Here is a 23550-nt window from a genome sequence, read left to right as displayed (position 1 = left end):
CAAAGAAGCACGATCGTTAGCAACGCTTCGTAATACAGACCAATATATGGGACGCGTACGAATCAATCCGCATCACGCGCTGGCTGGCTCCGCACCCGCCTCGCCCTCGTCCATCGGCACGAGATAGCGCAGCACGTCGCGCCAGCTCACGATGCCAACAGGACGGAATTCGGCATCCACAATGGGAATGCACGAAATCTTGTTGGACAGAAAGAGGGCCACGGCGTCGGAGAGGCTCGACTCGGGCCGCAGCGTGAGCGGCTTGCGGCTCATGATCTGGTGCACGCGCTTGTTGAGCGTGCCGAGATCGCGCGCGGATTCGACCACGCTGTCGAGGAACGGGCTGATCGCGCGCAACAGGTCGCGATCGGAGACGACGCCTTGCAGCTTACCGTCTTCGACCACGAGCAGATGATGAAAGCTCGCTTCGGCGAAAATCTCGCGCACGGTCGCGAGCGTGTCATCGAAGCCAATGGTGACGACACGGCTCGTCATGAATTTCTCTACTTGCATACCTTCCAGACCTGAATGGGTTCGACGTCCCGAGCCGGACGATGCGCGGCCGATTCCGGCTGCAGCTCGGGGCTTCAGCCCGTTATATCGACCGCAGACGCGTCAATCTTCAGTCTGGAAAGCGGCGTGAGGCACGCGCGAACGGCACGCCCCACACGTTTCATGCCTTCGTCATGCTTCGAGCGCGAGCGTCGCGAAGGTGGCGAGCCAGTGCTCGCCCATGTAGTCCCCAGCCACGTGGTCGAGCGCGCTGGCCAGATGCAATTGCGCGGCATCGTTGAGGACGGCCACGCGTGCGTCGCCGGCCGGCAGTGCGCGTGCAAGTGAGCGCTGACACCACGCACGGCTCAGGTTGAGGCCGTCGAGGTGGGCGATCTTGCCGTCACTGCGGTCGGTCACGGTGGCCGGCGTGAAGAGCGTGACCGGTTCTTGCACCGCGAGGCTGGGCAAGAAGCGCGTGAACCACCGCTCGAAATCCTGTGCGCGCAACACTCGGCTCATCAGCAGGGCCACGCTCAGCGCGGGCGAGAGGAATTCGTCGCCGCCCGGCTCCCATGCCTGGCAGCCCGCGTCGTTCGCGTGCCAGCGCGTGGCGGTGTCTTCGATCAGCGTCGCCAGCGCCGGACGCTTTGTGGCTTTTGCGAAGTCGTACGCGAGCGTGAGCGCGAACGCCGTATTGAAGTGAGTGCCCACTCGCAGCGGATAGGTCGCCTTCGGCAGGAATTCCTCGAAGCGCTCGACGAACCAGTCGGTGAGCGGCGCGAGCGCCGCCTTCCAGCGCGCGGCCTGCGGCAGCTTCATCGATTCGACCAGCGCGTCGACTTGCGCCGCGAGCGCGAGCAGCCATGCCCAGCCATAAGGGCGCTCGAAACCGCGATTGTGCGCGAGCGTGAGGTAGGCCATCTCGCCGGCCATCTTCTCCGGCGTGAAGTGTTCGTCGACCACGGCGACGATCTGCGGCCCCTCGGGCAAGTCGGGAAAGCGCTCGAGCAGATGCAGCACGAGCCAGTAACCGTGCACGCACGAATGCCAGTCGTAGCTGCCGTAAAAGGCCGGGTGCAGCGCGCGCGGGCTCTGCACGTCCTGGGGGCCGTCAAGCGAGTGGGTCAGCTTGTTCGGGTACTCGCGCGTGAGGTGGGCAAGCGCGAGCGAGGCGAACTTCGAGGCATGGGCGGCGGTGAGGTGTGTGGTCATCGTGAGCTCATCAGAACCGGAAAACGAAGGCGTACATCAGCAGCGTGGTGAGAAATCTATCACGACAATTTATCGATAAATAGTCGATAAAGTCTTTGTAAGGGAAGTCCCTGGGCGATGGGCATCGCATGAAGGCGAATCAATGCCGCCGCGCTGGGGCGCGGCGTATGGCTGGGGTTGGCGGGCTTGGCAGTTAGTTGCAATCGCCGCGACGGACTGGAATCTCTGTTCAGCAGGATTCAGAGATCGAATGCGTGTTGATCGTTCGCCGCCTTCGGCGCGTCGTGGAACGACAACTCGGCGCCAATGCGCTCGCCGCTGCGCACGCGGCTGATGGCATGCCGGAGGTTCACGCGGTAGTAAGCGCTGCTGCCTTTGAATGGCCGCTGGGCCGTGGCGATGATCGCCGCGTCGCCCAAGCCGAGCGGAACGACCGTCGGGCGCGACTGCATGCGCGGACGCTGCTCGGTCAGCACGAGTTCGCCGCCCGTGAAGTCTTTCCCCGGCGCCGAGAGCAAGGCGACCATCTGCAGCGGAAATACATGCTCCCCTTCACTGCGTTGATGCAGCGCCAGATAGTCGTCGGTGCGGAGCTGGTTCAGATGCGACTGCGCCTGCGTTTGCCCCGCTCGACGGTTGCGCTCCAGAAATGCATCCAGCGCTGCAGGGTATCGATAAGGCATGCCAAGCATCTCGTTCCATCGATTGGCGATGGGCGCCAACTGGCGATAGAGGTCCGCACGCCATTGCGCCCACGGATGCGGCAGCGCGGCGCCGAAGTACAGTAGATCGCCACGACCGAGATCGAGCGAGTCGAGCGGAACGCGGCGCAACGCGGTCAATCTGCCGGCCTCGCGCGCGAGCATGCGGGCCTCGGCCGCGCCAGCTAGCCGAGGCAGTACCGCATACCCTTCGCTGTCCAGTTGCGCGGCGATTGCGCTCCAATCGAGCTTATCGAATGTGTTGGCGGCTGAACTCATAGACAAGGACATATTCGTTTCAAAATCCCGGGAGCGTGCCGTCTGCGGAACCTCGCGCGCGGCCGCAATCGCCTTCTCGTGTTCGAGCAGCCAGCGCTTGCGATGCAGGCCCCACGCGTAGCCCTTCAAATCGCCGTTGCTGGCAATCACGCGATGGCACGGCACGACGATAGCGATGGGATTCGCGCCGCTCGCCGCGCCGATGTCGATCGCCGCGCGCGGGTCTTCGAATCCCAGCGCTTTCGCGAGCTTGCCGTAGCTGGTGGTGGTGCCGGCCGGAATGTGGCGCAACGCCGCCCAGACCTCTTCTTCCAGGTCCGAACCCGCCATGACGACCGGGAGTGGATCGAGCGCGTTCAATTCGCCCGAGAAATAGCGCGTCATGGCGTCGGCAATCGAAGCCGGCGCGGCGGCGTCGATCAATTCGGCACTCCCGTAACGATCGCGCAGACCGCGATGCAGACGCGCGCGGTGATCGGAGAATTCGAGCGCATACAGCCGATGCTGCGCGTCGCTCACCAGCATGAGATCGCCCAGCGGCGACTTGATATGGCTGAGAAACAGTTGCATGATGCGTTCCTTCGCGTCGTGCGCGCGCTAACGTGAATCGTGAAAAATCAGGCCGACCGTGTGGCGCTTGCCGCTGCGCAGTACGCTCACGCCGTGCCGCATCGCGACCCTGCGCGTGCCGCCGCGCCGGTTCGCAGCCGGCCGCTGGTTGACGGTGAACAGCACCGCGTCGCCCTGGTCCAGCGGAATCACTTCGGCGCATTGACCGTTCGACGCGCTCTGCGTCATCACGAATTCGCCGCCCTCGAAATCGACGCCGGGGCGTGAGAGCAGCATCGCCACCTGCAGCGGAAACACATGCTCGCCGTACAAGTCCTGGTGCAGGCAGTTATAGTCGCCCGGGCCGTATTCGAGGATGAGCGGTGTCGGACGCGTTTGCCCCGCGCGGTGGCATTGATCGAGAAACGCGTCGAGATCGGCCGGGTACTGCGTGTCGATCCCCAGCTGCTCGTTCCAGCGGTTGGCGATAGGCGCGAGGGACGGATAGAGCGCATGCCGCAAGCGCTGAAGCAGCGACGGCAGCGGATACGCGAAGTACTTGTATTCCCCGCGCCCGAAATTGTGGCGCGCCATGACGATGCGCGAGCGAAAGCCCTCGTCCCTCGCGTAGAGGGCGGCGAGCTGCGCGCATTGTTCGGGCCTCAGCACGCGGGGCAGCACTGCGTAGCCGCGCATGTCGAGCGATCGCTCGATCTCGACCCAGTCATATGTTCCGGATTCCCGCTTCTCTGCCCGCGTGGCCCCGGTACTCATCGCGTGTATCCCTCCTCTCGCAAGCGGCATTTTCGCCGATCTCCCATACAGACCAACGATACGCCTACGCTCCGCGCGTTCCGATCCGAATGTTGCGCTCTAATTCGGCGCGCGCCACGGCGTGAATGCCATGCGAATGTCACGGCAAGAAACGGGTATTGACGAGGTTTGCCTGTCGATATCGTTCATTTCAGGCGCAGCAATCCTGCTTCGCCATGAATCGAGATCAGCAAGGAGTCGAACATGTCGATGGAAGAGGACAACAAGGCGATCGTTGGCCGCTGGTTCACGCGCTTCTGGGGCGAAACCTGCGACCTCGGCGTCGTCGACGAGCTGGCCGCGCCGGACATGCTGCTCAAGTATTCGCTGCACGAGCCGCGCCGCGGCCGCGAGGACATCAAGGCGTTCATGACCGGCTTTCGCGCGGCGTTCCCTAATCTGAACTTCTGGGGCGCGGCCGACTTGATCGCCGAAGGCGAGTACGTGGTGGGCCAGTGGGAAGGCGGCGGCACGCATTCGGGCCCGGCGTTCGGGGACTTTCTCGCGGGATCGTTGCCGGCGGCGAGCGGCCGCAAGATGCATTTCACCGGCACGACGGTGTTGCGCCTGAAAGACGGCAAGATCGTCGAGGAGATCGGACTCGACGACGGCGTAACGGCGCTCACGCAGCTCGGGCTCATCAAGCGGGTCTGATAGCGCGGCGAATGGAAGGTCTCACATAGGGAGTCGAATCATGTCACAGCTTGCTCCGCTCCTCGCCCTTCACGCGCTCGCGGCTCAACGCGGCGACGGGCTGCGGCCTGAACTGCTCGCACTGTTCCTGCGCCATGCGCATTCGCATGCCGGACTCAGCGCGGGCATCGATGCCCCGAGCGTGGAAGACGGTCAGGCGCCGCCGCAATGCGCCACGACGTTGGACTGCGCATCGAGCCAGACGGGAATGGCGTCGAGCTTCGCTCCCGCGCACGGGCCTTCGACGCACTGCCCGTCTTCGAAGCGAAACAATGCGCTGTGATGCGCGCACATGATCACCTGGGCGCGATACGTTGGCACATGGCCGGGCTCGTAGTCGAGCGGCACCGAGAAGTGCGGGCAGCGGTTCGCGTACGCCCATACTTCGCCGGCACGCCGCACGACGACGACCGGCCGCCCCGCGAGGGCGGCGTCGATCACGCGCGCGCCCCCGTCGGGCACATCGTCAAGGCAACACAGGCACACGGTCTGCATGGTTCACACTCTTTGCTCAGGATTGCCAAGATTCCAGTCCCATGGACGAATCTCTACGTGCTCGAACAACCCCGCCAACGTATAGGGATCGTCGCGCACGAAGCGCATCACGTCGTCGTATCCTTCCGCCTCGATCACGAGGAGCGTGCCGTTGAGCGCGTCGCAATGCGGCGCGAGCGTCGAGCCGCCCAACCGCACGAACACCCCACGCTGCGAGGCCGAGCGCAGATAGGTGCGATGCACCGCGCGCACGCGCTCGCGAACGTCGCGCATGCCGGGCTTGTCGGTGGCGAATACGGCGTAGTAGCGCGTGTGCGGCCTCATGCGCGCTCCAGCACGAAGTCGTAGCGCGCCTCGCGAAAGCCGCCCTCGAAGCCGAACTGCTGCGCGGCCGCCTCGCCCGTCGCGTGCTCGCGATAGTCGACGAGCAGCGAGGGCTTTACGCCGAACACAGCATCCGAATCCAGATACGGGTCGTTCTGGTTGAACAGGTGCGTCACGAGCGTGCTGTGGCCCGGCGCCGTGATCATGAAGTGCAGATGGGCGGGCCGCCACGGATGCCGCCCCGTGGCGTCGAGCATGCGGCCCACCGGGCCGTCGGTCGGAATGGGATAGCACACGGGCACGATGGTGCGGATCGCATAGCGGCCTTCGGCGTCGGTGCGATAGCGGCCGCGCAGGTTGCCGTGCGGTTGCTCGGTGTCCTGCCCCGAGTACATGCCGTTGTCCGCCGTCTGCCACACGTCGAGCAAGGCGTTCGCGATTGGCTTGCCGTCGGTCGTCAGCACGCGGCCATGCACGAGGGCCGGCGTACCCGGCGTGAACGCCATGTTCTCGCCATAGGCGCGTTCCGGCATGCCTTCGATATAGAACGGGCCGAACACGGTCGTATCGGTCGCGCCGGAAGCGTAGCGGTGGTTGATCGCGTCGACGAGCATCGACACGCCCAGCGTGTCGGAAAGCAGGATGAATTCCTGGCGCACGACGTCGTCGCACATCTGGCCCGTCTCGGTCAAAAAGCGGATCGCGGCAAACCACTCCGCCTCTGTCGGCTCGACTTCGCGCACGTAAGCGTGCAGGTGCCGCACGAGGCTTTGCATCAGCGTGCGCAGGCGCGCGTCGGGTGTGTTCGCGAAGCGGCCCACGACCTGTTCCGTCAAGGCGCGTTCGGCTTCGGTGTCATGCATCGACATGGTTGTCTCCTTTCCTTCGTTTTGCGCGCCACGCTCGCGGCGTGGCACGGCCCGGCTAACGCGGCGCCAAGCCTTCCCACACGCGTTGCAGCAATGCGCGGATCGCCGCGCGCTCCAACGGTCGCGGATTGGGATAGGCATTCGTACACGCGAGATCGGCCGCTTCGTCGAGGCCCGCTTCGGGCATACCGATCTCCGCGAGCGAAAGCGCAATGCCAAGCGACTCGTTCAACGCGTAGAGCCGTGGCCCGGCTTCGTCCGCCTGCGCGCCGCCGAGCGCACGCGCCACACGCTCGAGCGCGTGTGGCGCGGCCGCGTGGTTGTAGTGCGCCGTATGCGGCAGCATGACCGCATGCGTTTGCGCGTGCGGCAGGTTGAAGGTGCCGCCGAGCGTGTGGCAGAGCTTGTGATGCAGCGCCATGCTCACCGCGCCCAGGGAAGTGCCCGCGAGCCATGCGCCATACAGCGCGCGACTGCGCATCGCCGCGTCGTCGGGGCGACGCACGACACCGGGCAGCGCCTCGCCCAACGCGCGAATCGATTCTTCGGCCATCAGGCTGATCACCGGGTTCGCGTCCTCTGCGTAGAGCGCCTCGACCGCGTGCGCCATTGCGTTTATGCCCGAAGCCGCCGAAATGCCGGCCGGCAGCGAGACCGTGAGCGACGGATCGTAGATCACGGTGCGCGGCAGCACGCGCAGGTCGCGCCCGGTCTTTTTCAGACGCCCTTCGGTGAGACCGTAGATGGGCGTCATCTCCGAGCCCGCATAGGTCGTGGGCACGGCGACGATCGGCAGCGCCGATTCGAGCGCGATGGCCTTGCCAAGGCCGATGGTCGAGCCGCCGCCCACGGCCACGCAGCACTGCGCGTCCAGCGCCGCCGCTTTCTCGCGTGCGGCCCGCGCGACCTCCACGGGCACGTGCATGACCGCTTCGGCATGGATGCCCGCGGCGCGCTCGCCGAGCAGGCGCGCGACTTCTTCAGCGAGCGGCCGCTGCTCGGGCGTCGAGAGGATCAACGCGCGGCGCGCGCCCAGCCGGTCCACTTCTTCGGGCAACCGCGCGAGGTTGCCCCAGCCGAACACCACGCGCGACGGCAAGCCCTGATAAACGAAGCGATCCATACGTGCCTCAACGCTTGAAGTGGGGCGGCACCTGGGCGTCCACGTTGACCCACACCGAGCGGGCCTCCGTGTAGTCGTGCATCGCCTCGAAGCCCATTTCGCGACCGTAGCCCGATTGACCGACGCCGCCGAACGGGCTGCCCGGATTCACGCGCTTGTAGCAGTTCACCCAGCACATGCCCGCGTGAATCTTGCCCGCGATGCTGTGCGCGCGAGAGAGGTCGCGCGTCCACAGGCCGCTGCCGAGACCGTAGTCGGTGCCGTTGGCAATCGCGAGCGCTTCTTCGTCGGAGTTGAAGCGCAGCACGGTCACGAACGGGCCGAACACCTCTTCCTGCGCGATACGATCGTCCGGCGTCTTCGCCTCGATCACCGTGGGGCGCACGTAGTAGCCGTTGGCGAGCGCAGGGTCCTGCGGCGCGGTGCCGCCCGTGAGGACGCGCCCGCCCTGCTCGCGCGCCACGTCCACGAAGGCCTTCACGCGCTCCAGATGCTGCAGCGAAGTGAGCGGCCCCATTTCTGTTTCGGGCTCCAAAGGATTACCGACACGAATCGAAGCAGCGAGCGCCGCAAAGCGTTCGAGAAATTCGTCGGCGATGCGCTCGTGCAGCACCAGACGCGAACCCGCAATGCACGCCTGCCCCTGGTTGTGGAAGATCGCCCAGGCCGCGCCGTTGATGGCGGCGTCGAGATTGGCGTCGTCGAACACGATATTGGCGCCCTTGCCGCCCAGTTCGAGCTGCACGCGCTTCAGGTTGCCCTTCGAGGCCTCCACGATGCGCCGCCCCGTCGCCGTCGAGCCGGTGAAGGCGATCTTGCCCACGCCCTCGTGTTCCGCAAGCCGCTGGCCGGCCGTATGTCCGTAGCCCGGCACGATGTTGACGACACCCGCGGGAAAGCCCACTTCCGCCATCAGCTCGACGATGCGCAGCGTGGAAAGCGGCGTGATTTCCGAGGGCTTCAGCACCACCGTGTTGCCGGCCGCGAGCGCTGGGCCCATCTTCCAGCTCGTGAACATGAGCGGGAAATTCCACGGCACGATCTGGCCCACCACGCCAATGGGCGCGCGCTGCACGTAGTTGAGAAAGCCCGTTTCGACCGGAATGACCGAGCCTTGCAGCTTGTCGGCCATGCCGCCGAAGTAGCGGAAGCACGCCGCCGTGCGCGGCACGTCCAGCGCGCGCGAATCGCGGATCGGGTGCCCCGTGTCGAGCGATTCCAGTTGGGCGAGTTCTTCGCCGTTCGCTTCGATGGCGTCGGCCAGACGCAGCAGCAGGCGGCCGCGTTCGGCAGCCGGCATCGCCGACCATTGCGGGAAGGCGCGCGTAGCGGCGGCCACGGCCAGATCGATGTCGGCGGCGGTGGCGGCGGCGATCTTCGTGATCAGCGAGCCGTCATGCGGATTGAGCACGTCGATGGTGCCGCCCTCGACGGCGTCGACGAAGCGGCCGGCGATGAACAATTGCGTTTGCATGAGTCATTCCTCGGTTGATGCTTAAGGCTTGCTGTGTAGCTGCGAAGCTCGTTCAAAACTCGACCGGATACGGCTTGAGTTCGCCGCTCTCGTAGCGCTTGGGCAAACCTGCGGTCGCGTTCTCCCACACGAGCAGCATCGAGCGCTTGGTCGAATAGCCCTGGTGGCGGATATCGGCGGGCATGGCGCAAATGTCGCCCGCGCGCATGGTGATGCGTGCGCGCGGCGCGCCGGTGTTCTTGTCGCCGATGTCCCAGACGATCTCGTCGGAGAGCTGCAGGAACCACTCCACGCGGTCGTTGCCGTGGAAAACCGGCAGGATGTATTCCTCCGTGGTCGGGCAGAACAGGCTCTGGCCGCACACCGAAGTGACCGAGGGGTTCCATGTCACGTCCGAGCGCGAGAGGTACTTGAAGAGGTTGAACGCGTGCAGCTCGCCTTCGAAGCCGGGCTCGGCGTGCACTTCGGGGTTGTCCTGAGGCACGTCGGCGAAGGCGCGGTTCACCGGGAGGTCGTCGCGCAGCGGCGAGTCGCCTTCGAGGCCCGGCATGCGGCGCGTGGCGATGCGCGTACGCTCGATCGCGGCATCGTTCTCGCCATGCTTGCGGCCGAATGCGGTACCGGTTTCCTCGGGCGCGGCGAACGGGTCGAAGCCTTCGTTGGTCCAGTCGTGCAGGATCGCCTTGAAGGTCGCCATGATGGTGGGCGTTTCGAATGTCTCGATATAGTCCACGCCGGCGTCCTTCATGATGCCGTTGAACGAGCCCGCATACACGTCCACCTTGCCGTAGTGGTTGCGCGTGCCGAACACGTGATCGAAGTTCACCCAGCCGTAGAAGAAGCCCCAGGCCACGTCGCGCATCATGGCGCGCAGGAAGGCGTCGGCGGGGATGGCGTGCGTGCGCGTCTGCCCTTTCGCGGGCCACAGCACTTTCACGAAGTACTCGTCGCGCGTGAATTCGAACGCGCCGAGCGTGTAGCGGCGATAGCCGGTCACGGCGTCGGGCTCGCTCGCGCGCACGGTGTCGGCGGCAAAGCCTGCGGAATGGTCGAGGGTATCGAGGGTGGCCATGTCGTGTCTCCAGTAGTCGAGTGTTCGGATAGCGCGTGTTGTCAGTGCAGGCAGATATCCGCCCACTTCTGCACGGACAGTTCACCGGCCATGGTCTGCACGAGCGCCACGCCAGCCCTCTGCGCGCTGAAGCGATACGCGCAGCCGGCCGGCAGCAGCGCTTGATGGCCGCGGCGCAACACCACGTGGCCCATCTTGCGGCCCGCGGGCTGCTCGCCCGCGTCGACCGTGCCCGTACCGCCCCTGGGCGGCGTATCGAGCTTGATGAAGTCGATGCGCACTTCGCCATCCATCAGGATCGCGAACTCATCGTGTGCGCAGGCGAACCAGCGCGATTGCCCTTCCGTGCGCAGCACCTCGATCACGTAGTCGAGGTTCTTGCCGACCACGACTTTCTCGTAGGGCGCAGAGCTTGCGGCGACTTCGAACACATTGGAGAAAACATAGTGGCGGGCGTCGCCGCTCGTGATTTCGATCTCGCCCTTGCGATACTGCTCGAGCGAACCGAAGGCGGTGTGGAATGACGAATCGGTCATGGCTGTCTCCTGTTTTGGAAGGTTCGTTGGAGTCAACTTTAGGAGCGCTGCGCGGCGGCAACAACCGGCGGCCAGGCAACTACGGCATTCGCGTTTCGCAAATAATCGCGGCAGGCGATCGTCGCAGGCGTTAGCGCACCCAGCCGCGCTCGATCAGCGGCACGTCCCAGGCGGGCTCGGGGCCCAGATACTCGGCCAGAAACTCCACCAGCGCCTTCACTTTCAGGGCCTGGCGCTGTGTGGAGGGATACACGGCGGCAAAACTCAATGCCGATAGGTGGTAGTCGGTGAGGATCGGCACGAGCGAACCGTTTAGGAGCGCCTCGCTCGCCACGAGCGTAGGCAGGCACACCACGCCGCCGCCCGTGAGCGCGTAATCGCGCAGCAAATGCACGGAGTTCGAGCGGATCATGCCGGGCAACTCCATCTCCACGACTTCGTCGCCGCGAGTCATCGTCCAGCGGTTGCGCGAGGGATAGCCCGAATAGAGCGCCGTGGTGTGCTGCAGCAATTCGCGCGGATGCTGCGGCGCGCCATGCTCCTCCAGATAAGCGGGCGTGGCGCAAAAGAGCCGCCGCACCGAAAAGAGCCGTCGCTCGATCAGCGAATCGGAAATCGGCGGGAAGATCTGGAAAGCGACGTCGAAGCCTTCTTCGATCGGATCGACCACGCGGTCGTTGACGATCACGTCGAGCTGGATGCCGGGATAGCGGCGGTTGAACTCGGCGAGCGGCGCGCCGAAATGGCCCAGCGCGAAGCCCGGCAAGATCTGGATGCGCAGCCTGCCAGTGGGCGTGGCGCGCAGCTCGCGCATCTGGTCGGTCAGCTCGTTCACACGCCCCACCACCTCCGCGCACTCACGATAAAACGCCTCGCCGACTTCGGAGAGGCGCACGTGCCGCGTGCTGCGATGAAAGAGCGGGGCGTTGACGAACTTCTCCAGTTGCTGGATACGATTCGTCACGACCGAACTGGTCACGCCGAGTTGCCGGGCCGCCTCCGCGAAACTGCTCGTTTCCGCCACGCGCACAAACGCTTCGATGCTCAGGAATCGGTCCATGCTCCTCTCTTCTTCTCGGGTTCGGGCCCTTCAAGTATAGGGCCCGCCTCCGGGCGCTCGCGCCGCTCTGCACGGGCGGCGCGCACGCTACTCGGCCTGCCCCGCTGCAGGCAAGGGCGCGCCGGGGGCAACGGGGGCGGCAGCCTCGCTGCGCCGCAGCTTGGCGGGCGCGGTTTCCTTGAGGAAGAGGCTCACGAGCACCCCGAGGAAGACCGCGCCGATCGGCAGCCACAAAATGTTCTGGATACCGAAATGCGCTGCCACGAATCCGGCGAGCGCGGGCGCCACGCCGCCGCCAAAGATTTCGCCCGCGCCCACCACGAGGCCGATCGAAGTCGAGACCATGCCGGCTGGCGCGGCTTCTGTGGCAACCGGCCCCGAGAGCAGCGAAACAAGGCCGAGCGTGAAGAAAGACGCCGCGAACAGCACCGCGAAGAGCGCGAACGGCTGCGCGCCGAGACCGCGAAACACGATCAGCATGACAGCAGTGCCCACGAAGCCGACGACGCTCGCGAGGCGCCGGCCCAACAGATCCGAAAGCCCCGGCAAGCCGAACTGTCCGACGAAACCGCCAAAGCCAATTGCCGAGGCCACCACGCCCATGCGCTGGGTGTCGAGCGAAAGGTACTGCGTGAGATAGAGCGGCAGCATGGCGCCGAGCACGAACACGCCCGTCATGGCGCAGAAGAGCGCGACCATCGCCACGGGAATGTTGCGGCTGCGAATCACGTCACGCCAGTGGCCGCGTTCGGCCTTCGCCGCGGATGCGCCCGAATCAGGCGCAGGCGCGCCTTGCGGCTCACGGATCACGCGGTACATCAGCAAGCCGAGAATGAGGCCCGGCACCGACACGAGTGCGAACACCCAGCGCCAGCTCATCACGCCCAGCAACTGCGTCGCGATGATCGGCGAAAGCGCGAGCCCGAACAGCGCGAAGCCGCTTTGCTGGAGTCCGAGATTGAAGCCGCGGCGCTTCGGATGCGAGGCATCGGCGGTGGCGGCGAAGCTGGTCGGGCAGAAAGAACCCTCCGCCACGCCCATCAGCGCGCGCACGGCCAGCAGGCTCGCGAAGCCGCCTGCGAGGCCCGAGAAGCCCGAGAGCAGCGAGAACGCGATGATCGCCGGGATCAGCACCTTGCGCCGCCCCACCTTGTCGGACATGCCGCCCATGACCGCCGCGAACACGCCCCACGAAAGGCCAAGGATACCGATGCAATTGCCGACATCCTGCGCATTGAGGTTGAGGTCCTTCATGATGGACGGGAACAACGGCGCGATCAGCCAGCGGTCGAGGCCCACCAGGCCGAAGCCCAGTGCCAGCAGCGTCACGGCTTTCCATTCGTAGGCCGTGTCCCATGTGTTCGGTTTCATCTCTGTCTCCTTGGGCCGGCCGGATGCCGCGCCACTCGTTCATGGTCGAAAACGGGTGTGCGACGCGACGTGCGCCACTGCGCGGGACGCCATCGACATCGACGACGCAAAGATAGTCGCAAGCGCAGCGTAATCAGTACCGGATAACGCCCGAATACGTCATTCGCGGATCGCGAACAATCGGGCGCGCAAGGCCGCCGGGCACGGCAGACGGGACGCTGCGAGCGGGGCGCGCCACGCGTTGCATCGCGGCGCGCCCACCCCAGGACAATTACGGGTAGACGCTCGCTGGCGCGCCGGGCGGTAGGCTTTCAGCGCATGAGTTGCCCGGGCCCGAGCGATCTGCAGGCCGCCGCCGCGCGGATTGCGGGGAAGATCCGCGAGGAATGAGTGCGGCGCTCACGCTTTGCGCAAGTGCTCGGTATGCATGTCGCTCAGACGGCTCAGCAGGATGCCGTAGCCGGTCAAATGCCCGAGATAGACGCTAGTGAACACGCCCGTTGCGGGCAGCGCTTCGACAAGCGCATGCAGTTCACCGCGAGTCAGCGGCTCCACGAGTAGACCTGGGCGCTCCACCCGAAGGTCGGCCTGCGAAGCCAGTTGCCGGTGCACGTCCACGAGGCGCGCGAGGCCGAGCCGGTATGCCTCTTTCCATTGCGTATCGAGCGCCTCGTATTGCGCATTGAACGTATCGAGCGTTTCAAGGAAGCCGACGATCGAATCGAACAGCTCGTGGTAGCACGCGAACAGCGGCAGGCGATCCCGATTGCGCTTCAAATGCGCCGACACCCACGACTGCTCGAGATCGGACTTGAGGAGATCGTGCGCCTGCTTCAGATTGCTGCTCGACACCCGCAGCGCAGCCGTCGCCGATTTCAGTTTCGCGCGGTCCAGCGTTTTCGTTGCAACCTCGGTGAGCAAGGCTTCGGCCTGTGCGTTGCCGTCGTTCACGAGCGTATTCGCCCAGAAGCCGTGATCGGGCGGAAAGGCAACCTGCTGGATGATGAAACCGAGCAGCATGCCGAGCACCACGCCGATCAGGCGCTGCTCCAGCAGCGGTATGTGCTCGCCCGTGTAGAGCACGAGCGTCATCGGCACGGTGATGCTCGTCATCTGGAACACCGAAGGCCGCATGCGCACGATCGTGAAGATCACGAGCGGCAGCAGGATCACGCCCAGCCACAAATGCGGCGCGGTCAGCCAGATCAGCAGCGTGCCGATCGGCATCGCGACGAGATTCGACATCACGCGCTTGTGGAAGTATCCGCGCGCCGCCGAGATGGAACTGCCGAGCGCGAGTGTGAGCATCGCCGAGCCGGAAAGCGCGACCGCCGCCTCGGGATACCCGCACGCGTACGGCACGCCGAATCCGATCCACATGCCGAGCGTGAGTTTCGTATATTTCGCGAGTTCGGAGAGGGAAAAGCGTGCGAGCGCACGGCGAAACAGCGTGAGCGGTTTGTGGGCGTAGGAGATGGTGGCCATGGATGCCGTCGGTCGTTTCAGGCGGAGCGCCAATGTTAACGCGATTGACGCGACTGTTCCGGCACTCAGTCCACCTCAGACGATTCCGGAGGATTTTTCCACCCCGGATTTTTTTCCGATTTGTAAGACCAAACGTCGGCATTTTGTGCGGATGCCGGCCAGTGTTGGCTTTTCGGGCCGCGCTGCGCAAGGCGCATTCCTTGCGAATTATTTTCAATTTCTTTCGCGTTTTGTTCCTTTACCGTCATGTGCAACGGATGAAGTTCGCATTACGAACCCACTTTTGCGAACGTCTCCGCATCCCTCAAGCACTGGGGTCTGCCCATGACGACAACAACGAAGGTCTCCATTTGCCTGCCGACGTACAACCGGCCTGAACTGCTGGTTCGCTGCATCGAATCGTGCCTCATGCAAACGCATGCGAACATCGAGATCGTGATCGGCGACGACTCGAGCGACGATCGCACGCAGCAGCTGATCGCCTCGCGTTACGGAGACGACCCGCGCATCGCCTACCGGCGCAACGTGCCGGCGCTCGGCCAGGCGCCCAACGTGGCCAGCCTTTTCGAGCGGGCGAGCGGAGACAAGATCCTCCTGATCCACGACGACGACTATCTGCTCGTGCACTGCATCGAGAAGCTGCTTGCGCAGTGGGAGCGTTATCCGGATCTGGAAGTCGCGTTCGGCGATCAATACGAAACCGATCACGACGGGCGCATCATGCACGCGGCCAGCGAACGCATGAACATCGCGTATCACCGTACGGCCAGCGCCGCGGGACTGCAACACCCGCCGGGCCGCGTGGGCATCGTGCAGATGTTCCCCAACAACGGCTGGCTTGCCAATGCGGCGCTCGTCAAGCGCATCGGCTACGACGACCGCTACGGCACCTGCTGCGATTACGTGTTCGGCACGCGCCTGTGCCTCGCGGCAAAACGGGTGTGCTACGTGAACGAATACGTTTCGTGCTATCGCATCACAGACGTTTCGGTATCCCAGGCGACGCGCACGAGCATCAATGCCTCGTCGATCTCGGCGTGGCGTTTTCTCAACAGCCTCACGTTGCCGCCCGAACTCGAACCGGCGCGCAAGCTCGCCATGCGCCGGCTCGTGCCGATCGTTGTCTCGCTGCTCGCGCGCAATCGCGAGGCGCGCGCCGGGCTGCAGCTCGCACTCTGCAATCTCTACGCGTACCGCTTCGGCTTCAGCCCGCGACTCTACTATCACCTGCTGATGATCTGGAAAGCCACGCGGCGGCCCGGCGCGGAGCCCGTCGCCCTGTTGGGCATGAAGGACGAGCAGGTCGTGGATACGTCCCGAACGCGCATGCCGTAGCGAACGCATCACGCCGTGAACGGGGCTGCAGGTCTGGGGTGCACCTTTCATGACGGGCTCGCAGTCGTCCGTCTCGTTGGAATACGCGCACATGGCGTTGGCGAGCGCACCTGTACATGGCGTCTCTTTGCCGGACCGGTAGTCGATTGGATTGCCTTTTAGTGTCGACAGTTGGATTCAGCATATGGCGAATTCCCGCCTTTCTCCGAGACCTTCTCGCGACCGTGTTGACATCTCCGTAACCGCCCTGCGATTTCGAGAGCGAAGCGGGCGGCGGATTTGTTACACTCCGCGGCGCTGCGCCCGGTCGCGGCGCCCCGGGGGAAAGAAAGCGCATGGATGAAGACGTCGGCGTACTGGCCGCCCTGGAAACGGGCGAGCAGTCGAGCGTCGCCGGGATTGTCGACCGAGTGGCGCGCGGCATCATCGAAGGCCGGCTCGTCCCGGCGACGACCCGAATTCGGTCGATCTCGCCAAACGCTTCGGTGTGAGCCCTCCGCCCGTGCGTGAGGCGCTTTTCGCGCTCACGCGCGAAGGCCTCGTCGACTGGTCGCCGCGCTGCCGCCCGCCGCCTGCGCTGAGCAAGCGCCCTCGCTGCGCCCCTTTTTTATTAACGCGGACACCGCGTCGAACGTGGCCTGCCGCCCTCCCCGCCAGGCTTGCCGAAAGGCCGGGGATACAACATACTTGACGATTCGACCGAATTCCTTCCGCATTCTCGTTCTACCGGGTTCTTTCTCATCATGAGCACAATTCTTGAAAGCCTTCCGACCGGCCAAAAGGTCGGTATCGCCTTCTCCGGCGGCCTCGACACCAGCGCCGCGCTGCACTGGATGAAGCTCAAGGGCGCCGTGCCTTACGCCTATACGGCGAACCTGGGCCAGCCCGACGAAGACGACTACGATTCGATCCCGCGCCGCGCGACCGAATACGGCGCCGCCGGTGCACGCCTGATCGACTGCCGCGCGCAGCTCGTGGCGGAAGGCATCGCCGCCCTGCAATGCGGCGCGTTCCACATCTCGACGGCCGGCGTCACGTACTTCAATACGACCCCGATCGGCCGCGCTGTGACGGGCACGATGCTCGTGGCGGCGATGAAGGAAGACGGCGTCAACATCTGGGGCGACGGTTCGACCTACAAGGGCAACGACATCGAGCGCTTCTACCGCTATGGCCTGCTCGTCAATCCGGACCTGAAGATCTACAAGCCGTGGCTCGACCAGCAGTTCATCGACGAACTGGGCGGCCGCTCCGAAATGTCGGAGTTCATGCGCCAGTCGGGCTTCGAATACAAGATGTCGGCCGAGAAGGCCTATTCGACGGACTCGAATCTGCTCGGCGCAACGCACGAAGCGAAGGACCTCGAAAGCCTGGAAAGCGGCATCAAGATCGTGAACCCGATCATGGGCGTGGCGTTCTGGCGCGACGACGTCAAGATCGACCGCGAAGAAGTGACGATCCGCTTCGAGGAAGGCCAGCCGGTCGCGCTGAACGGCCAGACTTTCCCGAACGCCGTGGAACTGCTGCTCGAGGCGAACCGCATCGGCGGCCGTCACGGTCTGGGCATGAGCGACCAGATCGAAAACCGCATCATCGAGGCGAAGAGCCGCGGCATCTACGAAGCCCCGGGTCTGGCGCTGCTTCACATCGCGTATGAGCGCCTCGTGACGGGCATCCACAACGAAGACACCATCGAGCAGTACCGCGAGAACGGCCGCCGCCTGGGCCGCCTGCTGTACCAGGGCCGCTGGTTCGACCCGCAGGCCATCATGCTGCGTGAGACGGCCCAGCACTGGGTGGCGCGCGCCATCACCGGCGAAGTGAAGATCGAACTGCGCCGCGGCAACGACTACTCGATCCTCAGCACGAAGTCGGACAACCTCACGTATCAGCCGGAGCGTCTGTCGATGGAGAAGGTCGCCTCGACGTTCTCGCCGCGCGACCGTATCGGCCAGCTGACGATGCGCAATCTCGACATCACCGACACGCGCGAGAAGCTGCGTGTGTACTCGAAGGTCGGTCTGCTCGCACCGGGTGCGGCTTATACGCTGCCGCAGCTGAACGACGAGAAGAAGTAAGGCGTCGTCGCTCAAGGGAGAAAGGGAAGGCACTGGGCCTTCCCTTTTTTTATGTCTGCGCGGGTTTGCGACTGGCATTCGAGTTACCCACAGATTTTGTTGGCAAGCTTGTGGAGAACACCTGGGACGAGTGCCCTAACTCGTTGATCGACTGGATGTTTTCCGCTGCGTGAGCGCGGAAGGCAGTGACGGACTGCGAGGCCAGGCTGAAATACGCCCACCGACATATCAGCCGTCAAGCGTATTGCAGACACTCACTGCGCGGCAAGTTGCTTCATCTTCCCGTAGACGAATTGCCCGAAATACCACGACAGATCGGAGTGGTTGAGGATGTTCCCGTCGGAGAGCGCCCCCGCCTCGAGCTTCAGGCGGCGCAGCATGAGCTTGCCGGCCTGCGAGGCGATGTAGAGCCGCACCAGCTCCTTGCGGGTCTTCTCGTCGGCCGATTCGAAGTGCTCGCGGCCTTGCTTGACCTCCTCGTTGCGCTGCGAGCGCGCCTCTTCGTCGCGCGCTGCGATGCTCTGCTTCACCGCCGTGGTCGCGACCGTCCTGGCGGTCTCCTGAGCCGTCGCAGCCACGGCCAGCTCGCCCTGGATCGCCACCATCTTGCGCTCGGCCTCCGAGACCTGCCAGTTGTGGCTCAACGCCTTCATCAGATAGCCCGCAGGGCTCTTGGTCACCTTGCCCTGGTTGAGCCGGAAACGCGTGTATTCGATGGCCTGCTGGATGCGCTCGTCGGTCCAGCTCATGCGATGCTCCGCGATCACGTCGAACTGCTTGTTGGAGAGGCCGAACTCCTCCTTGAGCGTGAGCAGCAGGTCGTGCGCGTCGGGCTGCCGCGAAAGCAGCGCGGCGACCGTGTCCTTGCGCTTCATCCGGAAGCGGATCTTGTTGATTTTGCGCGAGGTTTCCGAGTCGGCCCGGGTTTCGTAGCTGAGGTCGATGTCGGATAGCTCGTTGATCTGGCGCACCGCCGGATCGAGATACTTGGGCCGGAAATGCTTGAACTCCGACGCGCTCGTACCGAGTTTGCCGGGCCAGCGCCGCATGACGTCGAGCTCGATCCAGTCGGTCAAGCCGGCCGCCACGAAGGGCAACACATAGTCGTAGATCGCGCGCGCGTAGGTCTGCGAGAACGACGCCGTGATGCACAGGTTCAGCCAGTGATGCTTGTCGGGCCCGGTGATGTGGCGCAGCATGAGCGGCGGAATGCGGAACTGGATGCGCCCCTTGCCGATCTTGACGCTGCCCATCAGTTGCTCGGAAATCCACTGGTCGTCTTCGCTGGGCGCGCGGTCGGGCGGCGTGTCGGTCACCTCGATCAGCACGCGCTGCGCTTCCTTGATGACGCTCTGCAAATGGCGCACGTTGCGGCTCTCATAACGCATGAGCCACTTGAAGTAATTCAGGTCGACGTCGTAGATATCGCGCGGCGCGGGTTCCTGGGCGGCAATGAAATAGGCGGCGTCGATGAAACGGCGCGAAGACAGCCCAAGCCCATTGATGGCGACGAACACGTTGTTGCGCTGAAAACCGATCTCCCGCGTGCTCTCATTGATCGGCTGGCCGGACATCTCCTCAAAGAGACCCAGCGACATCTGCAGTGTTGTAGTCCTTCGCCCGCTCTCCTCCGACATACGCACGCTCTCCCCGTCGACATTGGCGGGCACTCTATCACTACGCAAACACAAGTCAACACAATAAACGTTACCTCAAACAGGCACCGGATTCGGCTCGCGCACAAAAAACGTACCTGATCGCACAAATATCTCTACAGCGGCGGCACATAAAACGGCACCCGGCCGCACATAAAACGGTGCAGCGAGCACATAGAACGGTGCTTTTGAAAGGCAAGTCCTTGAAAAGCAAGAAAATGGGTGCGTACGTTAGTTGGTTGGTGGGTTTTTATCTTTAAGTAAACAAACAAACCGCTCACAAAAAAGATGCTCAGTGCGAACTTTTTCGTGTTGTGTCTCGCGATGCAGTGAGGAAATTCAAGAGGAATAACCCTTCAAAGCCCCGCACGTAAAGGCTCTCGGTGGCGGGGCATCGGGACTTGATTTGCTTTTCGCCCACCGAAACCCATGGAAAGGTAACGATTTCTGTGCAGTTTCAGTGATCTATGGAAGTGGTTTATGTGCAGAACGTCTTTACGCGAGCCGACATCAAGTTGGATGCGGCAAAGGTGGTCGATGGGACGTTATTCAGAAGTGACTTTTCGGTGGGAGGAAGGAAGGCAACGGAATTTGTGCATGGCCGAGCGACGCCGTGATAGCAACGTTTTTTGTGCACATCCTGGAAGGCGGGCGGAAGGTAACGGTTATTGTGCGGTCGCCGTGTGATGATTCCGTCGTTTGCCGCCTGCGCGAGGTAACGAAATTTGTGCAGCGTTGGCGGTGAGGTACGTCCTGGTGGAATTGGGCTGCCTCGGGATAGCGAAATGGCAGCGGCATTGGGCGTGCAGGGGAAATCGGGTAACGGTTTTTGTGCCTTTACGGTGGTCGGCGCGTGCGCAACAAGGCTTTCCCTGCGCGTACGGTAACGGTTTTTGTGCAATCGTGGCCGGCTAGGGTGACTCGCAGAAATCTGGAAGCACAAAAATCGTTACCCGCCCGCTAGGTCAGGGGGCTAAGCGGACCAGCCGGTGAAACTGCACAAAAACCGTGACTGTGCGGGGCGCATGGGAGCGATGAAGCCTGCGGGGAATGATCTGAAGCTGGATTTGCACAAAAACCTCGACCGACATCGTCAACAACGAGGTGCTCTGGCCCCGGCGATTTGCACAAAAAATGGGCAGACCGCAGCGAAAGGGCCTACAACGGCCTGGGCGACGTTGCCGGTTTTGCTGCTACTTTGCCCTTGGGAATGTCCCACGAGGGCAATATGGGCCGTTTTGAAGGGTCATTTTTTTTCATATCGCCCTCAATTAGTGTGTTTTCATACGCTTTTGCTGTATTCTACGCTTTATCCAAATTCTGATAAAAAGCGTATTAATGGCGAAAACTATCGAATTGCCGTCGATCGATCGACGTGTGGATCTTTCCGCGATCACTGAATTTGCCGAAGAGGCCGGTCGTCTCTCTGAAGAGCTTCGGGAGATGATGCTGGCGCCGCGGCCGCGAAAGATGGCGCCCACATTTACGTCCGCTCAGGTCGCAGAGATGTGCGGCATTGATCGCATCAAACTGAACAACCTGCTCGCCACCCGCGAGGGTCTTCCGCAAGGTGTGGCGCAAGGTTCCGGGCGCAGCCGGGTCTTCACGCTGCCGGAAGCGAGAACCTGGGTCCAGCAGGTCTCCGATATTTATCAGACACCGCTCCATACCGGGGTGCGCGACGCCGACGGCAAGGTGATTCTCGTTGCCAACTTCAAGGGCGGCTCGACGAAAACGACCACCACCATGTGTCTCGCCCAAGGCCTGACCTTGCGTGGTCGCAAGGTTCTGCTGATCGACCTGGATCCGCAGGCGTCGCTCACGGAGCTTTGCGGTCTGTATGCCGAAAAGGAAGTGACTGAGGATAGCACGGTCCTGCCGTTCATCTACGACCCGCATATGGAAGGCGGTCTGCTGAATTTTGTGCAGGAAACCTATTGGGACGGACTTGACGTCATTCCCGCGCACCCCACGCTGTTTTCCGCGGAGTTCCATATTCCCGGAACCGTGATCAAGAACCCGGGGTTCAAGTTCTGGGATCTGCTGCGTCAGGGGGTCGAGGTGCTGCGCAAGCAATACGACTACATCATTCTGGATACGGCGCCGTCGCTGTCTTATCTCACGATCAATGCGCTCATGGCCGCCGACGCGATGGTCATGCCGCTCGTGCCCGAAAGCCTGGACTTCATCAGCTCGGTCTCGTTCTGGAGCCTGTTTTCTGACCTCGCGCACACGATCATGGAACGCGGTGACGAGAAGACATACGACTTCGTTTCCGTCCTGCTTTCGAAGGTCGACTACGGCAAGACATCGTCTGCACCGGTTGTGCGCTCGTGGGTGCAGCGGACTTACAAGGACTGGGTGAACGCGCTCGAGGTGCCGGCCAGTTCCGCGATGAGTAACGGCGCACTCGCCATGGCGACCGTGTTCGACATCAGCAAGGGAGACCTCGCTGACAAGACGGTCGCGCGCGTGCGTCAGCCGCTGACTGATTACGTACAGTGGATCGACGATCTTTACGTCGAACAATGGAGGGCCGGCAAGTGAGTTCATTCCGCGACAAGATGGCGGCGAAGACCCGTGAACTCGGTTCGACGTCGGAGCGGCCAGCCGCCGAACGGCCGGCAGCCGTCGCTCCGGCCGAGCCGCCGCGCCGCAGCAGCGCGTTCAAGACCGGGCCCGGCATGCTCGGCGCGTTGGCGGTGGCGCAGCAGCGCATCCAGGAACTGGAGAACACGAGCGACAAGCTCATGCTTCCGGTGAACGCGATTCAGCCGAACCCGTGGCAGCCGCGCAAGATTTTCAGCGACGAGGGCCTTGCCTCGCTGGCCGAATCGATCCGCGAAGTCGGGCTCGTCGAGCCGATCGTCGTTCGTCGGGCGGAGAACGGCTATCAGCTGATCGCCGGCGAACGACGTCTGCGCGCGCACGCCCTGATTCAGGCACAGGATATTCGCGCCTCCGTGATCGAGTGCTCCGATCAGGACATGGCGGTGCTCGCGCTGGTGGAAAACGTCGGTCGCGAAGATCTCACCGACTACGAGATCGGACAATCGCTGCGCCGCGCCGAACGGGAGTTTCCGACGCGCAAGCGCATGGCGGAGGCGTTGGGAATGTCGCGCAAAGGCCTGTACCGGTTTTTGGCCTTTGAAAATCTGCCGGACTTCATCCGGCGCGATCTTGATTTGAATCCACGACTGCTCGGCGGCTCGGCTGCTGACGAGGTTGTTTCGGCAATCAAGAAGTACGGCTCGGCGGGTCTTTCGGCTGCGCGCGACTTGTGGCCGGCCGTGGTCGGCCGGACGCTGGACCAAGGCAAGCTGGCCGCGGCGATTGGAGCGCAAGCGAGTCGGGGGGAATCGACCGAAAGCGTATCCGAACGCAGCATCGAAAAGATCTTCTCGGGCAAGAGCCACGCCGGCAGCATTACCAAAGACACCAACAGCTTTACGGTGAAGCTCAAGACGGGTGTGCTGTCGGATGCCCAGGAAACGCAAATTCGGGAGCTGATTAGTCAGCTGTTCAATGTGAAGCCAGGCTGATTGGGCCTCGAGGTTGTTGATGTGGATGGAAGCCCGCTTCGGCGGGCTTTTTCTTTTTGCGGGTTAAGTTGTGTGTCGAGTTGACACACAGTTGTCCGGCGGGGCGAGCGTGTGTCGACTCGACACACGGGAAGGTGCGTCGTGGCCGGGACGTGTGCGGGCTGTGGCGATGTGCACGGTGCCAGGATTTCGGTTGCCGTCAGCTCGTCGAGGGTTGGTTGTTGGAGGTGAGCGCTTCCAGACGTTGGGTCCATCGACTTGCTCCGTGTGTCGAGTCGACACATTGCGGAGAGAAGGTGTTCGGCTTGGCTTGCGTCGTGTCAAGCCGAGCGGGCGTCGATAATGCCTGCGTTCCCCCGGCGATCGGTCGTGTGTCGACTCGACACACC

At 63.5% G+C, this 23550-nt stretch carries 24 protein-coding genes; 9 read left to right on the top strand and 15 right to left on the bottom strand.

Annotated features, from left to right (window positions below; all coding sequences use genetic code 11):
• Positions 1–72: 72 nt before the first annotated feature.
• The 4 genes from AB4Y36_RS16540 to AB4Y36_RS16525 form a co-directional block, all read right to left on the bottom strand.
• Positions 73–513 carry a CBS domain-containing protein gene (locus AB4Y36_RS16540; RefSeq protein ID WP_368683585.1) on the bottom strand — a complete coding sequence of 147 codons (441 nt, stop codon included), beginning with the start codon at positions 511–513 and terminating at the stop codon, positions 73–75.
• Positions 514–684: 171 nt separating this feature from the next.
• Complete coding sequence (locus tag AB4Y36_RS16535; protein ID WP_368683584.1) at positions 685–1707, bottom strand: DUF2891 domain-containing protein; 1023 nt, start codon at positions 1705–1707, stop codon at positions 685–687.
• Between the two features lie 239 nt (positions 1708–1946).
• Positions 1947–3257, bottom strand: a complete 1311-nt coding sequence (locus tag AB4Y36_RS16530; RefSeq protein ID WP_368683583.1) for a 2OG-Fe(II) oxygenase — start codon at positions 3255–3257, stop codon at positions 1947–1949.
• A 27-nt stretch (positions 3258–3284) separates the two neighbouring features.
• Entirely contained in the window at positions 3285–4010 is a 726-nt protein-coding gene (locus tag AB4Y36_RS16525; RefSeq protein ID WP_368683582.1) for a 2OG-Fe(II) oxygenase, read from the bottom strand.
• Positions 4011–4253: 243 nt separating this feature from the next.
• On the opposite strand from AB4Y36_RS16525, the gene AB4Y36_RS16520 reads away from it, so the two are divergent.
• Positions 4254–4703, top strand: a complete 450-nt coding sequence (locus AB4Y36_RS16520) for an ester cyclase (protein WP_368606562.1) — start codon at positions 4254–4256, stop codon at positions 4701–4703.
• 192 nt (positions 4704–4895) lie between these two features.
• Here the strand turns inward: AB4Y36_RS16520 and AB4Y36_RS16515 are convergent, their stop codons facing one another.
• The 10 genes from AB4Y36_RS16515 to AB4Y36_RS16470 all read right to left on the bottom strand — a co-directional run bounded on the left by AB4Y36_RS16515 (position 4896) and on the right by AB4Y36_RS16470 (position 14551).
• On the bottom strand, positions 4896–5237 hold the full coding sequence (locus tag AB4Y36_RS16515) for a Rieske (2Fe-2S) protein (protein ID WP_368619723.1): 342 nt from the start codon (positions 5235–5237) through the stop codon (positions 4896–4898).
• A 3-nt stretch (positions 5238–5240) separates the two neighbouring features.
• Positions 5241–5561, bottom strand: a complete 321-nt coding sequence (locus tag AB4Y36_RS16510; protein ID WP_368683581.1) for a YciI family protein — start codon at positions 5559–5561, stop codon at positions 5241–5243.
• Complete coding sequence (locus tag AB4Y36_RS16505) at positions 5558–6430, bottom strand: intradiol ring-cleavage dioxygenase (protein WP_368683580.1); 873 nt, start codon at positions 6428–6430, stop codon at positions 5558–5560. The genes AB4Y36_RS16510 and AB4Y36_RS16505 overlap by 4 nt, the downstream gene beginning before the upstream one ends.
• 55 nt (positions 6431–6485) lie before the next feature.
• Complete coding sequence (locus AB4Y36_RS16500) at positions 6486–7553, bottom strand: maleylacetate reductase (protein ID WP_368683579.1); 1068 nt, start codon at positions 7551–7553, stop codon at positions 6486–6488.
• A gap of 7 nt (positions 7554–7560) precedes the next feature.
• Positions 7561–9027, bottom strand: coding sequence for an aldehyde dehydrogenase family protein (locus tag AB4Y36_RS16495; protein ID WP_368683578.1), 1467 nt, complete (start codon positions 9025–9027; stop codon positions 7561–7563).
• 52 nt (positions 9028–9079) lie between these two features.
• Entirely contained in the window at positions 9080–10099 is a 1020-nt protein-coding gene (locus AB4Y36_RS16490; protein ID WP_069262979.1) for a hydroxyquinol 1,2-dioxygenase, read from the bottom strand.
• Positions 10100–10140: 41 nt separating this feature from the next.
• Positions 10141–10635, bottom strand: coding sequence for a hydroxyquinol 1,2-dioxygenase (locus tag AB4Y36_RS16485; RefSeq protein WP_368683577.1), 495 nt, complete (start codon positions 10633–10635; stop codon positions 10141–10143).
• 130 nt (positions 10636–10765) lie between these two features.
• Positions 10766–11695, bottom strand: a complete 930-nt coding sequence (locus AB4Y36_RS16480) for a LysR family transcriptional regulator (protein WP_342949371.1) — start codon at positions 11693–11695, stop codon at positions 10766–10768.
• A gap of 87 nt (positions 11696–11782) precedes the next feature.
• The gene (locus tag AB4Y36_RS16475) at positions 11783–13066 is read right to left on the bottom strand and encodes an MFS transporter (protein ID WP_069262982.1); all 1284 of its coding nucleotides are present in this window, start codon (positions 13064–13066) and stop codon (positions 11783–11785) included.
• A 399-nt stretch (positions 13067–13465) separates the two neighbouring features.
• Positions 13466–14551: an FUSC family protein gene (locus AB4Y36_RS16470; protein WP_368683576.1), complete on the bottom strand. Its 1086-nt coding sequence runs from the start codon at positions 14549–14551 to the stop codon at positions 13466–13468.
• Between AB4Y36_RS16470 and AB4Y36_RS16465 the strand changes: the two genes are divergently transcribed.
• From AB4Y36_RS16465 to argG, 5 genes are all read left to right on the top strand, one after another.
• A complete protein-coding gene (locus AB4Y36_RS16465; protein WP_368683575.1) occupies positions 14550–14879 on the top strand; it encodes a hypothetical protein in 330 nt (109 codons plus the stop codon). The two genes, AB4Y36_RS16470 and AB4Y36_RS16465, sit on opposite strands and share 2 nt — an antisense overlap.
• On the top strand, positions 14876–15886 hold the full coding sequence (locus tag AB4Y36_RS16460; RefSeq protein WP_342949367.1) for a glycosyltransferase family 2 protein: 1011 nt from the start codon (positions 14876–14878) through the stop codon (positions 15884–15886). The genes AB4Y36_RS16465 and AB4Y36_RS16460 overlap by 4 nt, the downstream gene beginning before the upstream one ends.
• 335 nt (positions 15887–16221) lie before the next feature.
• Positions 16222–16377: a hypothetical protein gene (locus tag AB4Y36_RS16455; RefSeq protein WP_368683574.1), complete on the top strand. Its 156-nt coding sequence runs from the start codon at positions 16222–16224 to the stop codon at positions 16375–16377.
• Positions 16374–16577, top strand: coding sequence for a hypothetical protein (locus AB4Y36_RS16450; RefSeq protein WP_368683573.1), 204 nt, complete (start codon positions 16374–16376; stop codon positions 16575–16577). Before AB4Y36_RS16455 ends, AB4Y36_RS16450 begins: the two co-directional genes overlap by 4 nt.
• Before the next feature lie 52 nt (positions 16578–16629).
• On the top strand, positions 16630–17964 hold the full coding sequence (gene argG / locus AB4Y36_RS16445) for an argininosuccinate synthase (protein ID WP_069263475.1): 1335 nt from the start codon (positions 16630–16632) through the stop codon (positions 17962–17964).
• Positions 17965–18218: 254 nt separating this feature from the next.
• Here the strand turns inward: argG and AB4Y36_RS16440 are convergent, their stop codons facing one another.
• Positions 18219–19562 (bottom strand): replication initiation protein, encoded by a 1344-nt coding sequence (locus AB4Y36_RS16440; RefSeq protein ID WP_256094574.1) that lies wholly within the window; start codon positions 19560–19562, stop codon positions 18219–18221.
• 1046 nt (positions 19563–20608) lie between these two features.
• Here AB4Y36_RS16440 and AB4Y36_RS16435 point away from each other — a divergent pair.
• The 3 genes from AB4Y36_RS16435 to AB4Y36_RS16425 are packed head-to-tail and all read left to right on the top strand — an operon-like array spanning position 20609 to position 23161.
• Entirely contained in the window at positions 20609–21019 is a 411-nt protein-coding gene (locus AB4Y36_RS16435) for a hypothetical protein (RefSeq protein ID WP_368683733.1), read from the top strand.
• Positions 20958–22166: an AAA family ATPase gene (locus AB4Y36_RS16430; protein ID WP_028208684.1), complete on the top strand. Its 1209-nt coding sequence runs from the start codon at positions 20958–20960 to the stop codon at positions 22164–22166. Before AB4Y36_RS16435 ends, AB4Y36_RS16430 begins: the two co-directional genes overlap by 62 nt.
• Positions 22163–23161, top strand: coding sequence for a ParB/RepB/Spo0J family partition protein (locus tag AB4Y36_RS16425; protein WP_069262986.1), 999 nt, complete (start codon positions 22163–22165; stop codon positions 23159–23161). Before AB4Y36_RS16430 ends, AB4Y36_RS16425 begins: the two co-directional genes overlap by 4 nt.
• Positions 23162–23550: the final 389 nt, after the last annotated feature.

The organism is Paraburkholderia sp. BR10936, from assembly GCF_040965735.1.
GTDB classification, from domain to species: domain Bacteria; phylum Pseudomonadota; class Gammaproteobacteria; order Burkholderiales; family Burkholderiaceae; genus Paraburkholderia; species Paraburkholderia nodosa_A.
This window is presented reverse-complemented; position numbering and strand designations above follow the sequence as displayed.

Coding starts and splice junctions, on each gene's coding strand:
- AB4Y36_RS16540 (WP_368683585.1), bottom strand. CDS start 513: ATGCAAGTAGAGAAATTCATGACGAGCCGTGTCGTCACCATTGGCTTC.
- AB4Y36_RS16535 (WP_368683584.1), bottom strand. CDS start 1,707: ATGACCACACACCTCACCGCCGCCCATGCCTCGAAGTTCGCCTCGCTC.
- AB4Y36_RS16530 (WP_368683583.1), bottom strand. CDS start 3,257: ATGCAACTGTTTCTCAGCCATATCAAGTCGCCGCTGGGCGATCTCATG.
- AB4Y36_RS16525 (WP_368683582.1), bottom strand. CDS start 4,010: ATGAGTACCGGGGCCACGCGGGCAGAGAAGCGGGAATCCGGAACATAT.
- AB4Y36_RS16520 (WP_368606562.1), top strand. CDS start 4,254: ATGTCGATGGAAGAGGACAACAAGGCGATCGTTGGCCGCTGGTTCACG.
- AB4Y36_RS16515 (WP_368619723.1), bottom strand. CDS start 5,237: ATGCAGACCGTGTGCCTGTGTTGCCTTGACGATGTGCCCGACGGGGGC.
- AB4Y36_RS16510 (WP_368683581.1), bottom strand. CDS start 5,561: ATGAGGCCGCACACGCGCTACTACGCCGTATTCGCCACCGACAAGCCC.
- AB4Y36_RS16505 (WP_368683580.1), bottom strand. CDS start 6,430: ATGTCGATGCATGACACCGAAGCCGAACGCGCCTTGACGGAACAGGTC.
- AB4Y36_RS16500 (WP_368683579.1), bottom strand. CDS start 7,553: ATGGATCGCTTCGTTTATCAGGGCTTGCCGTCGCGCGTGGTGTTCGGC.
- AB4Y36_RS16495 (WP_368683578.1), bottom strand. CDS start 9,027: ATGCAAACGCAATTGTTCATCGCCGGCCGCTTCGTCGACGCCGTCGAG.
- AB4Y36_RS16490 (WP_069262979.1), bottom strand. CDS start 10,099: ATGGCCACCCTCGATACCCTCGACCATTCCGCAGGCTTTGCCGCCGAC.
- AB4Y36_RS16485 (WP_368683577.1), bottom strand. CDS start 10,635: ATGACCGATTCGTCATTCCACACCGCCTTCGGTTCGCTCGAGCAGTAT.
- AB4Y36_RS16480 (WP_342949371.1), bottom strand. CDS start 11,695: ATGGACCGATTCCTGAGCATCGAAGCGTTTGTGCGCGTGGCGGAAACG.
- AB4Y36_RS16475 (WP_069262982.1), bottom strand. CDS start 13,066: ATGAAACCGAACACATGGGACACGGCCTACGAATGGAAAGCCGTGACG.
- AB4Y36_RS16465 (WP_368683575.1), top strand. CDS start 14,550: ATGGATGCCGTCGGTCGTTTCAGGCGGAGCGCCAATGTTAACGCGATT.
- AB4Y36_RS16470 (WP_368683576.1), bottom strand. CDS start 14,551: ATGGCCACCATCTCCTACGCCCACAAACCGCTCACGCTGTTTCGCCGT.
- AB4Y36_RS16460 (WP_342949367.1), top strand. CDS start 14,876: ATGACGACAACAACGAAGGTCTCCATTTGCCTGCCGACGTACAACCGG.
- AB4Y36_RS16455 (WP_368683574.1), top strand. CDS start 16,222: ATGGATGAAGACGTCGGCGTACTGGCCGCCCTGGAAACGGGCGAGCAG.
- argG (WP_069263475.1), top strand. CDS start 16,630: ATGAGCACAATTCTTGAAAGCCTTCCGACCGGCCAAAAGGTCGGTATC.
- AB4Y36_RS16440 (WP_256094574.1), bottom strand. CDS start 19,562: ATGTCGCTGGGTCTCTTTGAGGAGATGTCCGGCCAGCCGATCAATGAG.
- AB4Y36_RS16430 (WP_028208684.1), top strand. CDS start 20,958: ATGGCGAAAACTATCGAATTGCCGTCGATCGATCGACGTGTGGATCTT.